This window comes from Niallia sp. FSL W8-1348 (assembly GCF_038006745.1).
Lineage (GTDB): Bacteria > Bacillota > Bacilli > Bacillales > Cytobacillaceae > Niallia > Niallia alba.
The window spans coordinates 2280907-2295263 of record NZ_JBBOVV010000001.1 but is presented as its reverse complement, the minus strand read 5'-3'; the positions used below and the strand labels follow the sequence as shown (position 1 = coordinate 2295263).

Sequence of the window (14357 nt, the reverse complement as noted above, 5' to 3'; positions counted from 1 at the left end):
AAACACTCAGAAGTGTGTTTGGGTTAATTGGAGTGACGACAGTGACTATAAATATCATGGATATCGTCGGTAGAGAGTCTTATAATTGTGATCTATTATTTCGAATCATCGATACAAAAGAAGTGAATGGCAAAAAAATAGCCATTCTTTATGGAGAGGATTTTCGACTAATTGCTGATGCTCCATACGAAGATTTAGTGTTAGTTAATCAGCCAATGCAACGGAAGATTTCACAAAAAGTGCAGTTGATGGAGGAACAATCTCTCCAGTTATTTCGACAAGATGTGAATCTCTTAAGAAGAAAGCAGGAGTATCAAGTAACTGAAGCTTATAGCAAACCTTCTAACTATTTTCAATTACCAGGAAAAGTGCTTCATATTGATGGAGATCCCAACTATTTAAAAAAATGTCTCACCTTATATGAAAAAATCGGGATACCTGTAAATGGAGTGCATTGTAATGAAAAAGAGATGCCTGGTAAGATAGGGAGTTTGCTGGATTACTATCGCCCAGATATACTAGTTATAACAGGTCATGACGCTTATTCTAAGGCGTTAGGAGAAAAGAATGATATCAATGCATACCGCCATTCAAAATATTTTGTACAGACCGTCAGAGAGGCGAGAAAGAAGCTTCCTAATTTGGATCAGTTAGTCATCTTTGCTGGAGCTTGTCAATCTCACTTTGAATCTCTGATTTATGCAGGAGCCAATTTTGCTAGTTCCCCTTCAAGAGTAAATATTCATGCGCTTGATCCGGTTTATATTGTTGCAAAAATTAGCTTTACGCCATTTATGGAAAGAGTAAACGTTTGGGATGTTTTAAGGAATACACTAACTGGCGAAAAAGGGTTAGGGGGAATTGAAACGAAAGGAGTCCTTCGAGCAGGTATGCCATATCATACAAATCAATCAGAAGAGGTATGATGCAGATAGCAAGTAAGCCTTAGACAGCTGAATATCATTGTATACAGGTGTCCTGGTTATGGACTATTACAATAATCTATGTGCTTCATTTATGGTAGTAACAGGAAGACTACTTTTTTGTTTAGCCACTTCATATTAATGGTAATTAATAGATAGTAGAAAAATATTGAATTTTTCTACATATTTATCCTCACATTGTGCAAACTATCTTTGTTGAAAAATTGGAGAAAAATAAGAATAAAAAATATTGACAACTTCTGAAAAAGACTGTTATAATTTATGTTTTTATTTGACTCTGTTATGTCAGTGTGATATACTTTACACAGTGAGGTGGACCGAATGGCAAAAACATTATCAGATATAAAAAAAGCTCTTGATTCAAATTTAGGAAAAAGGCTTATGCTGAAGGCAAATGGCGGTCGTCGCAAGACAATAGAACGTTCAGGAGTATTAGCAGAGACTTATCCATCTGTATTTGTAGTGGAGTTAGATCAGGATGAAAATGCATTTGAACGTGTATCATACAGCTATGCAGATGTTTTAACAGAAACGGTTCAAATTACCTTCTTTGAGGATACATCAGGACAAATTGCTTTAAGCTAACTATTATTGCTTGAAAGCATTAAGCGGCAGTGAACAATTTGTTTGCTGCTTTTTTCATGGGAAAAATACAAATAATAATAATGATATTTAAATAAAGTCGATTGTAAATGTATAAATAAGCATAAGTTTTGGCAACAAATAGATAACATGAAAAACTAGTGATGGTTACATACTAAACATACCGTGGGTGATGAAAGGAGAGATTCACTTTGGGTAGACGAAAAGGGATTATGTCTGAAGGGCTAAAGGAAGAATTAGCAAAAGAACTTGGTTTCTATGATGTAGTTCAGAAAGAGGGCTGGGGCGGTATTCGCGCAAGAGATGCAGGGGATATGGTCAAAAGAGCAATAGAAATAGCAGAGCAAAGTCTTCTTACTCAAAATAAAGAGTAACTTCAAAAGTCACTTTACGTCCATCTTTTTTGTATTATAATCATAATGGAGTTACCCACGGTACAATAGAATCTATCATTAGCTTATATCTATATTATCGACAAATGGTATAGATATTAGGGTTAATGATAGGTTCTTTTTTGTTCCAAAGTAATGGGGAGTTAGAATCCATCATAAAATGAATGATAAATTATCGGGAAAACGTAATCTCTATTGTATGTAAGAGAATGATTTGTGGTAAAATCACTATATCCATATAGAAGATTAGATGAGCATAATGCTTGTTAGGTACGGAATAAGGTAAAAGATAAAGTTCGTCTAGCCTACTATTATTACCTCCTTGGAAAGGCCTCCTTCGTTAGGTGGGGGAAAAAAGTAAATGATGAAATTTGTTAAGTGGGTGGAAATATTGAAGCTTTTGGTTAAAGCGCCAGCTAAAATCAATCTGTCATTAGATGTGCTTCATAAGAGACCAGATGGGTATCATGAAGTAGAAATGATTATGACAACAATTGATTTAGCAGATAGAATTGAACTAGCACTGCTAGACAGCGATGTAATAAAAATAATTTCTCTTAATAGATTTGTTCCTGATGACCAAAGAAATCTTGCTTATCAGGCGGCAATTATATTAAAAGAAAAGTTTAATGTAAAAAAAGGTGTAGAAATAAAAATAGAGAAAAACATTCCTGTTGCAGCAGGTCTTGCTGGAGGCAGCAGTGATGCAGCGGCCGTATTACGCGGTCTAAATAAGTTATGGGATTTAGGGTTAACATTGGATGAATTGGCCGTCATTGGAGCTGAAATAGGGTCTGATGTGTCTTTTTGCGTATACGGAGGGACGGCACTAGCAACTGGAAGAGGGGAAATCATTAAAGAATTGCCTGCGCCGCCAGTTTGTTGGGTGATATTGGCGAAACCATTTATCGGTGTATCAACAGCAGATATTTATAAAAGACTAGATGTAGAGACAATTGAGCATCCCAATACGGAGAAAATGATTGAGTCCATTTCATCAAAGGATTATGATTTGATGTGTGAAAACGTCGGGAATGTACTAGAAAATGTCACTTTATCCTTATATCCCGAGGTCGCTCAAATTAAAGAACAAATATGTAAGTTTGGGGCAGATGCCGTTCTTATGAGCGGGAGTGGTCCCACTGTTTTTGGATTAATTCAACATGATTCAAGAATGAACCGCGTTTACAATGGATTAAGAGGGTTTTGTGATCAAGTGTTTGCTGTCCGAATGATTGGACATCGACATACTCTTGATTAAATCCGTATAATAATGTAAAATTGTCCTTAAATATTCGGGTTTTGGGGGTTCGGTTATGAAGTTTCGTCGTAGTGAGCGTTTAATAGACATGACGAATTACTTGCTGGAGCATCCTAGGCAGTTAGTATCTCTTTCTTATTTTGCAGAAAAGTACGGCTCAGCCAAGTCTTCCATAAGTGAGGATTTGGCTATTATTAAAGAAACATTTGAGCAAAGAGGAATTGGTACCTTGCATACATTGCCAGGAGCAGCCGGTGGAGTAAAATATCAAGTAAGAGTCAGTGAAGAGGAAGCTAAACCATTTGTAGAAGAGCTTTGTGATTTGATTAAAAGTCCAGAAAGGCTTTTACCAGGTGGATACCTCTATATGAATGATATACTGGGAAATACGGCTATCGTTCAAAAAGTTGGAAAACTTTTTGCATCAGCTTTTGCTGATACTGACATAGATGTAGTGATGACAGTTGCTACAAAGGGAATTCCTTTAGCATATGCAGTAGGAACTTATTTAAATGTTCCTGTGGTTATGGTTAGAAGAGATAGCAAAGTAACAGAAGGTTCTACTGTGAGTATCAATTATGTTTCTGGTTCAACTAAAAGAATCCAAACGATGCTACTGTCTAAAAGAAGTTTAGAAGATGGTTCCAAAGTTTTAATTGTGGATGACTTTATGAAGGCTGGCGGTACGATCAATGGCATGATTAGTCTATTAGAGGAATTCAATGCAAGTGTTGCGGGAATAGCAGTATTAGTGGAAGCTGAAGAGGCTGAGGAAAGATTAGTAGATGATTATTTATCACTAGTCAAATTATCAGGTGTTGATGTAAAAGAAAAGAAAATTTCTGTGGAAAATGGTAATTATTTTGACAAAAAGTAGACCTTAGGGGGAAATGATAAATGAAAGTTGTTCAAACAAGCAATGCACCAGCAGCTATCGGACCGTATTCTCAAGGAATTATTGTAAATAATCTATTTTTCAGTTCTGGACAAATTCCTTTAACTGCAGAAGGTACCTTAGTAGAAGGGGACGTTCAAACACAGACACACCAAGTGTTTAAGAATTTAGCAGCAGTTTTAGAAGAGGCTGGTGCATCCTTTGAAACAGTGGTGAAAGCAACTGTATTTATTAAAAATATGGAAGACTTCCAAGCGATCAATGAAGTATATGGGGAGTATTTCTCTACTCATAAACCTGCTCGTTCTTGTGTGGAAGTAGCTAGACTTCCTAAAGATGTATTAGTAGAAATCGAAGTAATTGCTCTTTGTAAATAAGTTACTTACAGAAAAAGGAAGATAGTCGAAGGTAAAGTGGAAAAATAGAGGAATTTATCACTTTTCGGCATATTTTCTTTATTTTATCCTAAATATTCTAAAAAATTTCACCTTTTAAGAAGGAGTTATGAAAATTCTGTTGAATTTAATAACTAGATTTTATCTTCTAGTAAAGGTGGTGAACAGGATGGAAGTAACTGATGTAAGGCTACGCCGAGTTAATACGGATGGACGAATGAGAGCTATTGCCTCTATTACACTAGATAATGAATTTGTTGTTCACGATATTAGGGTAATTGACGGAAATAATGGATTATTTGTAGCGATGCCAAGTAAACGAACACCGGATGGTGAATTTAGGGATATCGCGCATCCAATTAACTCTGGTACAAGAGGAAAAATCCAGGAAGCAGTTTTGGCAGAATACCACCGCCTGGGTGAATTAGAAATTGAATTTGAAGAAGCTGGAGCTTCCTAAAATAATCTACAGCTAGAGCCTACTTCTTAAGAGTAAGGCTCTTTTTTTTGCCACCTATTTCTTTCCTATATACCCCTTGATTTTCCAATGAAAACAATCAATACTTTTAGTATCATAAGAGAGACAGAAATTTTTTCTACAGTATCCTTGTTTTTAGAAGATTTGCTTATGTGAAAAAAGGAAAATGTTACAATCTAAAAACACCTTTTAGAAAGAAGCGTACATAAATTGTGAATCCTTCCTTGAAATCAAGAGTTATTTAAGATATATTTTTTAGTGGATAAAAAGGTTATTGGAGGCCTGTGAATGACAACTCGTTACGCAGTGATTTTAGCCGCAGGACAGGGAACTAGAATGAAGTCAAAACTTTATAAAGTACTTCATCCTGTTTGTGGAAAGCCGATGGTACAGCACGTTGTAGATCAAGTAGAAAAGCTACAAGTGGATTCAATCGTAACAGTAATTGGCCACGGTTCAGAAAAAGTAAAAGCGCAGCTTGGTAATAGTGTGAATTACGTATACCAACAAGAGCAGCTTGGAACGGCACATGCAGTAATACAAGCAAAAGATCTTCTTGGAGACAAAGAAGGAGTGACACTTGTCGTTTGTGGAGATACCCCACTTATGACAAGTGAGACGATAGAGGCACTCTTTTTACACCATGAGAAAGTGGGAGCGAAGGCAACCATTTTAACGGCAAAGGCAAGTAATCCAGATGGTTATGGCAGAATTATTCGTAATCAAATGGGGGTAGTAGAAAAAATTGTTGAGCATAAGGATGCAACGGAAGCAGAAAGAAAAATAACAGAAATTAATACAGGTACCTATGTATTTGATAATGCTTTGTTATTTCAGGCTTTAAATAATGTTTCAAATGAAAATGTGCAAGGTGAATATTATTTGCCAGATGTTATTGAGATTTTGAAACAACAGGGAGAAACAGTTAGTGCGTTCCAAACAATTGATTTCAATGAAACAATTGGTGTGAATGATCGGATTGCTTTATCAGAAGCAGAATCAATTATGAGAAAGCGAATCAATGAACAGCATATGCGTAACGGCGTAACGATTATTGATCCGTTAAATACTTATATTGAAGCAGGCGTAACAATTAAAGAAGATACCGTAATATACCCAGGAAGTACGATTTCAGGAAATGCTGTAATTGGTTCAGATTGCACGATTGGGCCAAATACAGAAATAAAAAATTGTGTTGTAGGAAATAATACGGCTATCAAACAGTCTGTTGCCCATGATAGCAGCATTGGTTCTGACGTAAATATTGGACCATTTGCACATATTCGTCCAGCATCTATCATTGATGATGAAGTGAAAATCGGAAACTTTGTTGAAATTAAAAAAGCAACATTCGGAAAAGGAAGTAAAGCATCTCACTTAAGTTATATTGGAGATGCGAGCGTCGGCAGTGATGTGAATATAGGTTGTGGTACAATCACGGTTAATTATGATGGGAAAAATAAGTTTTTGACTACGATAGAAGATGGCGCATTTATTGGCTGTAATTCCAATTTAATTGCACCTGTCACAATTGGTAAAGGAGCTTATGTTGCAGCAGGCTCCACCATTACAGATGACGTTCCGTCTGAGGCACTTTCTATTGCACGTGCCCGCCAAGTTAATAAAGAGAATTATAAACGTAAATAAAAAGGTTAAACAAAGAAGAATAATTTGTAATAATAGCTATACTTCATTCTTCGTACTATTAGTGGAAAAAGACCAGTGGAGGTTCAGCATGCCAGTTAAGAATTTAGATCCAAATTTGAAGGTATTCAGTTTAAACTCTAATCCAGAATTAGCGGGGGAAATTGCCGAGTCAATTGGAGTAGAATTAGGGAAATGTTCTGTAACACGTTTTAGCGATGGAGAAATTCAAATTAATATTGAAGAGAGTATCCGTGGTTGTGACGTATATGTTATTCAGTCAACTAGTGCACCTGTTAACGAGCATATTATGGAATTATTAATCATGATTGATGCATTAAAACGTGCATCAGCTAAGACGATTAACCTAGTAATTCCTTATTATGGGTATGCTAGACAAGACAGAAAAGCAAGAGCTCGTGAACCAATTACAGCAAAATTAGTAGCTAACTTACTAGAAACTGCTGGCGCAACTCGTGTTATTACATTAGACTTGCATGCACCACAAATTCAAGGTTTCTTTGATATTCCGATTGATCACTTGATGGGTGTACCAATTCTAGGTAACTATTTCAGTCAACGTGAATTCGATGGAGAACTTGTTATTGTTTCTCCAGATCATGGCGGTGTTACAAGAGCAAGAAAGCTTGCAGAACGATTAAAGGCACCGATTGCTATTATTGATAAAAGACGACCAAAGCCAAATGTGGCGGAAGTAATGAATATTGTTGGTAATATCGAAGGGAAAATTGCTATTCTGATTGATGATATTATTGATACAGCTGGAACTATTACACTTGGTGCCAATGCTCTTGCTGAAAATGGCGCGAAAGAGGTTTATGCATGCTGTACACATCCTGTATTATCAGGACCCGCCATGGAAAGAATCAACAATTCTAAAATTAAAGAGCTAGTTGTAACAAACTCTATTGAACTGGGAGATAAGAAACTTTCTGCTAATGTTATTCAATTATCAGTAGCTGATTTATTAGGTGAGGCTATTCTTCGCGTTCACCAAGATCAGTCTGTAAGTTTCTTGTTTGATTGATAGTACTCTATATGATTACGGATAGTCGCTTGTCTTAAGGCAGGCGACTATTAGTATTATGGTTTGCTTTTTACAGAGGAAAGCAAATTCTTTATGTTTAAATATCTTCCATTTAGGGCATTTTTTATATAAGAGTGTTCATTTGAATAAATAATGGAAGGTGAAATCATGACAGCAACTTTACAGGCAAAAAAACGTACGACGGAAAAGCATTCAAACTTAACGAAATTAAGAAATGAGGGAGAAATTCCAGGTATCGTTTATGGATCAAAAGTAGAAAATACAGCGATCTCTTTAAATGAAGCGAATTTCCTAAAAACAATTCGAGAGGTTGGAAGAAATGGTGTTATTTCGTTAGATATTGACGGAGAAACCTATAATGTTGTTTTAAATGAATATGATTCTGATCCAATTAAACGCGGCATCGTACATGTGGACTTTTTAGCAGTAGATTTATCAAAAGCAATCAGTGCACCAGTAAGGGTATCTCTAGTAGGCGAAGCAGCTGGAGTAAAAGATGGAGGCGTTATGCAACAGGCTCTACATGAATTAACAGTTACAGCAAAACCTAATGATATACCGACTAGTATTGATATTGATGTAACAGATCTTCAAGTAGGAGATACGATTACTGTCGGAGATGTTAAGGGTTATGATAAAATAGAAATTAATCATGAACAAGAAGAAGTAATAGCATCCATTCTTGCACCAAGACAGGAAGAGGAAATTAGTACAGGAGAACAACAAGAAGAAGGAATGCCTGATAATGTAGAAGGCAGAGAAACAAAGCCAGATACAGCAGAAGAGTAATCCGATCCATTCAAATATATTCTCCCTGTACGTTTTTTAGAAAGAAGGTTTCTAAAAAAACATAAGCAAGAAAAGGTTTGACCGATTAGCTTTCTATTGGCCAAACCTTTTTCTTGTATGGTTTATAAGTATAGAATTAAAAGCAGGGGGATTCAAATGAAATTAATCGTAGGACTTGGAAATCCAGGTAAGCAATATGATAGAACAAGACATAATATCGGGTTTGAAGTAGTTGATTTTTTATCAAGCCATTATAATATTCCATTAGATAAAGCAAAATTCAAAGGGAATTTTGGAATGGGAAATATTGGCGGTGAAAAGATAATTTTATTAAAGCCGCTTACATATATGAATCTTTCCGGAGAATCTATTCGTCCTATTATGGACTATTACGATTTACAGCCAGAAGATTTAGTAGTTATTTATGATGATTTAGACTTGCCGGTCGGAAAGATAAGACTTCGTCAAAAAGGAAGCTCTGGCGGACATAATGGAATTAAGTCAACCATTCTTCATGTGGGGACTGAAAAATTTAATCGTATAAGAGTCGGGATTGATCGCCCGAAAAATGGAATGAAGGTTGTAGATTATGTCCTTGGGAAATTTACAAAGGAAGAGATGGATATATTAGAAGGGACTATCCAGAAATGTGCAGATGCTTGTGCACATTGGACAGAGGAACCTTTTTTGCAAGTAATGAATAAATATAATATCCAGTAAGCTATATAGGTGCATTCCAGTTGTTTTGGTTATATTTGCATTCGAATAGGTTAATACTAGCATTATATTTAATGTCTAGTAAGGAGGCCTTGGAATGGCTATACACTATCATTGCAGACATTGTGGTGTGCATATAGGGTCAATTGATGTGGAATCAGTAGAAACAAATCGATTAGGTTTTGATCATTTAACAGAAGAAGACCGCTCCGAAATGATTCAGTACCATCAAACAGGAGATGTTGAGGTAAAATCTATTTGTGAAGATTGTCAAGAATCATTATCGAAAAATCCTGGTTATTATGAAAATGATTATTTGATTCATTAAAAGCGCGCTCAAATAAAATGGCAGTTTTTAATTCGGGAAAAAGAGGATGGGACATAACTAAATAGATACTCTGTAAAGACGAACAATTTCTAATATAGCTAGTAAATAGCGGCTGCTTTCGCATACTTTTTACAAGAGGAAATATAATTAGTTGGAAAAACAGAGCAGCCGGAATACACGAAGACTCCTATGGGATTAGCGAGACAGTCTGAGACCCTGCAGGCCACAGGCCGAAGCGGCTCAGCGCGAGCCCCATGGAAAGCGAAGTGTATTCCGGCTGCGGGGAATCGCACCAAACTTCATGGAAACATCCTTTGAAAAACAAATAAAAGCCCGAACAATTATACGGAACATTCATTAGCATCTTCGTATAATTGTTCGGAATTATCCTTGGCTGGAATACTTATGTCCCAGCCTCATTTTTCCGTTGTCTGTATATATGTTTTCTTTTGTATTGCAGGAATATAGGCAAGATATCTCGTATATAACAACATTAAGAAGTATTTCTTCTTCCTTTTAGCGGAATTGCTTATATGATGTATGGAGAACTTCAAATTTTAAGATTTTTGAAAGACCTTATATACTAAGGTCTTTTATGAGGAAACAAATAGATTGCAATTATAAATCTTCATGTAAAAGAGAAACAAATTATTAGGATTGATTTAAACCTTAAAGATAAAAGGGCTAGTAGCTAGGGGTAACCATTTTACTAAATACTTGAAATAAACTAGCTCTGCACCACTTTTATGGTGCCTTTGCTTTCGAATGGGAGGGAAAATTTTTTGTTAGGGTTAAAAGATTTATTTAAACAGCAAGAAGATATACAAAACGTCATTTCTGGGTTAGATGCTGGATTACATGAGCAATTAGTTTCAGGGCTTTCTAATTCAGCACGTACTTTATATATGACTTCTATTTATGAAAGAACAAAGAAACCGTTATTAATCGTAACGCATAATTTATTGCAGGCACAAAAGCTTTATGACGATATTACCAATATAGTGGATGAAAAGGATGTTTTTCTTTATCCGGCTAATGAATTAATTGCGGCGGAAATTAGCATTGCGAGTCCTGAACTTAAGGCTCAGCGTATAGAAGTATTGAACTATTGGGCGAAGAAAAAATCGGGAATAATGATTGTACCAGTAGCAGGTTTGAGAAAGCTACTTCCTCCTAAAAAGTTATGGAAGGAAGCTCAGTTAAAGCTTGAAATTGGGCAGGATTTAGATTTAGAAGCATTTTTATTGAAACTCGTTCATATGGGGTATGTTCGCTCGGAGATGGTTGCATCACCGGGAGAATTTAGTGTGCGTGGTGGAATTTTGGATATTTATCCATTAACAGAAGAAGATCCACTTCGTATTGAATTATTTGATACAGAGATTGATTCCATTAGAGCGTTCTCACTTGAAGATCAACGCTCGAAGGAAAAGAAGGAAACCGTTAGCATTGGTCCTGCTACAGAGATTCTTTATGATGAAAAGGCGGTTAGCAACCTAATAGAAAAGCTTGAAAAGGGCTTAGCTGAAAGTTTAAAAAAAATAAAAGATGAAGCAACCAAAACATTACTAACACAAAACATCGGTAGCGAAATAGAACAGCTACGAAATGGACAGAAGCCAGAACAGATATATAAATACCTATCCATCCTTTATGGAGAACATGTCAGTTTAGTAGATTATTTACCAAATAACGGCTTTTTAATTATCGATGAAATTAGTAGAGTGCAAGAAATGAATGACACGCTTGAGAAGGAAGAAGCTGATTGGTATACGAGCTTATTAGGTGAGGGGGAAATCATTCATGGATTAACCTTATCGCAAAGTACTAATCATCTTTTACATCAAGCAAAACAACCGATTGTTTATTTATCTTTATTTTTGCGTCATGTACCAAATACTAATCCGCAAAATATAATTAATGTTTCTTGCAAACAAATGCAAAATTTCCATGGACAAATGAATGTGCTAAAAGCAGAAATGGAAAGATGGAAGAAGAACCATTATACTGTCGTATTACTTGGTAACAGTGAGGAACGTCTAGAAAAATTAGAGCAAGTTTTACAAGACTACGATATGGAAGTAATGGTTCAAAAGAATGCTAAGAAAATTTCCGAAGGGAAAATTCAACTGGTAGAAGGTCATCTCCAGTCAGGATTTGAGCTTTCTATTTTAAAATTAGCGGTAATAACGGAAGAAGAATTATTTAAAACGAAGACTAAAAAAATATCGAAAAGAAGACAGAAACTAACAAATGCAGAACGTATAAAGAGTTATTCTGAGTTAAATGTTGGTGACTATGTAGTCCATGTCAACCATGGAATTGGTAAATATCTTGGAATTGAAACACTTCAAATAAATGGAGTTCATAAGGATTATTTACATTTGCGCTACCAAGGCAATGATAAGCTCTATGTTCCGGTTGAACAAATCGATTTAGTACAAAAATATGTAGGTTCAGAGAGTAAAGAACCGAAAATATACAAATTAGGTGGTAATGACTGGAAGAAAGTAAAGAAAAAGGTAGAATCTTCTGTTCAAGATATAGCTGATGATCTTATCAAGCTATATGCAGAACGTGAAGCTTCTGTTGGTTATGCCTTTTCTCCAGATGGAGAAATGCAGCGGGAATTTGAAGCGGCATTTGCTTACCAGGAAACGGAGGATCAATTACGATCTATTCATGAGATAAAAATAGATATGGAAAGAGAAAGACCGATGGACCGCCTTCTTTGTGGAGATGTTGGTTATGGAAAGACAGAAGTTGCTATCCGAGCAGCTTTTAAAGCGATAGCTGACGGAAAACAAGTTGCCTTCTTAGTTCCAACGACTATCTTGGCACAACAGCATTATGAAACGTTGAGAGAGCGTTTTCAAGACTACCCGATAGAAATTGGTTTGCTAAGTAGATTCCGGACAAGAAAGCAGCAAAACGATACAATCAAAGGGTTGAAGGCGGGAACGATTGATATTGTTGTAGGTACACATCGGATTCTATCAAAAGATATATCATATCGAGATTTGGGCTTATTGATTATTGATGAGGAACAACGATTTGGGGTAACGCATAAGGAGAAGATTAAACAATTAAAAACTAATATTGATGTGTTGACACTAACGGCAACTCCAATTCCTAGAACACTCCATATGTCTATGTTAGGTGTACGAGATTTATCTGTTATCGAAACACCTCCTGAAAATAGATTCCCTATTCAAACCTATGTTATGGAATACAATGGTGGGCTTGTAAGAGAAGCTATTGAAAGAGAACTTGCGAGAAATGGGCAGATTTATTTTCTATATAATCGTGTGGAAGACATTGAAAGAAAGGCCGAAGAAATTTCCATGTTAGTCCCTGATGCAAGGGTTACCTATGCTCACGGGAAAATGACGGAAAATGAATTAGAATCAGTAATGATCGGGTTTTTAGAGGGAGAATACGATGTTTTAGTAAGTACAACGATTATTGAAACAGGAGTAGATATTCCTAATGTAAATACATTAATTGTTCAGGATGCAGATCGTATGGGGTTGTCCCAGTTATATCAATTGAGGGGAAGAGTTGGGCGTTCTAATCGAGTAGCCTATGCCTATTTTACGTATAAGAAAGATAAAGTCCTAACAGAAGTGGCAGAAAAGAGACTGCAGGCAATTAAAGAGTTTACAGAATTAGGATCTGGTTTTAAAATCGCTATGCGTGACTTAACTATTCGTGGGGCTGGAAACCTTCTCGGTGCTCAACAGCATGGATTTATTGATTCGGTCGGGTTTGATTTATACTCTCAAATGCTAAAAGAGGCAATAGAAGAGAGAAGAGGAACGATAACGGAAGAACAAAAACAGACAATTGAAATTGATTTAGATATTGATGCTTATATTCCAGATTTTTATATTAGTGATGGACAGCAAAAGATTGAGATGTATAAAAGGTTTAGAGGTGTTACAACCTTAGAGGATATGGAAGAACTAAGAGAAGAATTAATCGACCGTTTTGGAGACTATCCAGAGGAAGTTTCTTATCTTTTCAAAATCACAGAAATGAAGATTTATGGAAAGCAAGCGGGAGTAGAATTGATTAAACAAACAAAGGATGAAGTTCTCATTCTGTTATCAGAACAAGGTAGTGATCGTATGGATGGACAAAAAATATTTGAGAAAAGTTCTAAATATGGTCGAATGATTGGTCTTGGCATGGATGGAAGAAAACTAAAAATGATTTTCCATGTAAAAGGTGTCGAAAAAGAAAAATGGCTTAAAGCGTGTCACGAAATGGTAGAAGCGTTAAATACATTTAAAAAAGAACCAGAGCAAGTTACAAAATGATGAAAAGAAAATTTTAAGTAGGAAAGTTTGTCGGAATTAGAATTCTAGACTAACTTGATGCAACCATGTTGGTTGGAGCGGATAGGTAAGGCTCCTAAGGGAGATTCGAGAAAGACCGAGACCCTGCAGGAGCGAACCCCTGTAGTGGAAATCAACAAAAAAGACCATAGGTAAAAACCTCAAATTTCAAGGAGTTTGTCTACAGTCTGAGAAGCTCTCCATTAGGAGAGCTTCTTTTTCATACCCGTAATTATAAAGAATATTACGTAAAAGGAATGTTTAATATGGAGGGACAAGGGTATAAACAAAATAAATAAAAGTTAAAAAGTTTTCTGATTGATGACATCTAAGTTCAGTACTTGAATAGATAAATGTTTCATCCCCGATTTGGGAAGTGAACTTCCCGTGGATGGATGATATGGTAAATATTTTTCAGTAAGTGAAATATTCACCAAGGAAAATAAAGCTACCTAGAGAAAATTTTGCATGTTTAATGTATAGAACTTACCATATGAAAGAT

The 14357-nt window shown here is 35.9% G+C and carries 13 protein-coding genes; all 13 read left to right on the top strand.

The window, feature by feature from the left end; translation table 11 throughout:
- Nucleotides 1-41 precede the first annotated feature (41 nt).
- The 13 genes from yabG (at nt 42) to mfd (ending at nt 13837) form a co-directional block, all read left to right on the top strand.
- Nucleotides 42-926 carry a sporulation peptidase YabG gene (gene yabG / locus NST60_RS11005; RefSeq protein WP_169187578.1) on the top strand — a complete coding sequence of 295 codons (885 nt, stop codon included), beginning with the start codon at nt 42-44 and terminating at the stop codon, nt 924-926.
- A 339-nt stretch (nt 927-1265) separates the two neighbouring features.
- Nucleotides 1266-1529, top strand: a complete 264-nt coding sequence (gene veg, locus NST60_RS11000; protein ID WP_016204729.1) for a biofilm formation stimulator Veg — start codon at nt 1266-1268, stop codon at nt 1527-1529.
- A 209-nt stretch (nt 1530-1738) separates the two neighbouring features.
- Complete coding sequence (locus NST60_RS10995) at nt 1739-1921, top strand: small, acid-soluble spore protein, alpha/beta type (protein ID WP_169187579.1); 183 nt, start codon at nt 1739-1741, stop codon at nt 1919-1921.
- A 409-nt stretch (nt 1922-2330) separates the two neighbouring features.
- A complete protein-coding gene (gene ispE, locus NST60_RS10990) occupies nt 2331-3200 on the top strand; it encodes a 4-(cytidine 5'-diphospho)-2-C-methyl-D-erythritol kinase (RefSeq protein WP_016204731.1) in 870 nt (289 codons plus the stop codon).
- A 55-nt stretch (nt 3201-3255) separates the two neighbouring features.
- Nucleotides 3256-4077, top strand: a complete 822-nt coding sequence (gene purR / locus NST60_RS10985) for a pur operon repressor (protein ID WP_016204732.1) — start codon at nt 3256-3258, stop codon at nt 4075-4077.
- Nucleotides 4078-4097: 20 nt separating this feature from the next.
- Nucleotides 4098-4472: a RidA family protein gene (locus tag NST60_RS10980; protein ID WP_016204733.1), complete on the top strand. Its 375-nt coding sequence runs from the start codon at nt 4098-4100 to the stop codon at nt 4470-4472.
- Nucleotides 4473-4659: 187 nt separating this feature from the next.
- The gene (gene spoVG / locus NST60_RS10975; protein WP_026574035.1) at nt 4660-4950 is read left to right on the top strand and encodes a septation regulator SpoVG; all 291 of its coding nucleotides are present in this window, start codon (nt 4660-4662) and stop codon (nt 4948-4950) included.
- Between the two features lie 306 nt (nt 4951-5256).
- Nucleotides 5257-6615 (top strand): bifunctional UDP-N-acetylglucosamine diphosphorylase/glucosamine-1-phosphate N-acetyltransferase GlmU, encoded by a 1359-nt coding sequence (gene glmU / locus NST60_RS10970; RefSeq protein WP_016204735.1) that lies wholly within the window; start codon nt 5257-5259, stop codon nt 6613-6615.
- Nucleotides 6616-6703: 88 nt separating this feature from the next.
- Nucleotides 6704-7660 carry a ribose-phosphate diphosphokinase gene (locus tag NST60_RS10965; protein WP_016204736.1) on the top strand — a complete coding sequence of 319 codons (957 nt, stop codon included), beginning with the start codon at nt 6704-6706 and terminating at the stop codon, nt 7658-7660.
- A 168-nt stretch (nt 7661-7828) separates the two neighbouring features.
- Nucleotides 7829-8470 (top strand): 50S ribosomal protein L25/general stress protein Ctc, encoded by a 642-nt coding sequence (locus NST60_RS10960; RefSeq protein ID WP_169187580.1) that lies wholly within the window; start codon nt 7829-7831, stop codon nt 8468-8470.
- A gap of 156 nt (nt 8471-8626) precedes the next feature.
- Nucleotides 8627-9190: an aminoacyl-tRNA hydrolase gene (gene pth, locus NST60_RS10955; RefSeq protein ID WP_016204738.1), complete on the top strand. Its 564-nt coding sequence runs from the start codon at nt 8627-8629 to the stop codon at nt 9188-9190.
- 94 nt (nt 9191-9284) lie between these two features.
- The gene (locus tag NST60_RS10950) at nt 9285-9515 is read left to right on the top strand and encodes an anti-sigma-F factor Fin family protein (RefSeq protein ID WP_016204739.1); all 231 of its coding nucleotides are present in this window, start codon (nt 9285-9287) and stop codon (nt 9513-9515) included.
- Between the two features lie 782 nt (nt 9516-10297).
- Nucleotides 10298-13837, top strand: coding sequence for a transcription-repair coupling factor (gene mfd, locus NST60_RS10945; protein WP_212121295.1), 3540 nt, complete (start codon nt 10298-10300; stop codon nt 13835-13837).
- The last annotated feature ends 520 nt before the right edge of the window (nt 13838-14357 follow it).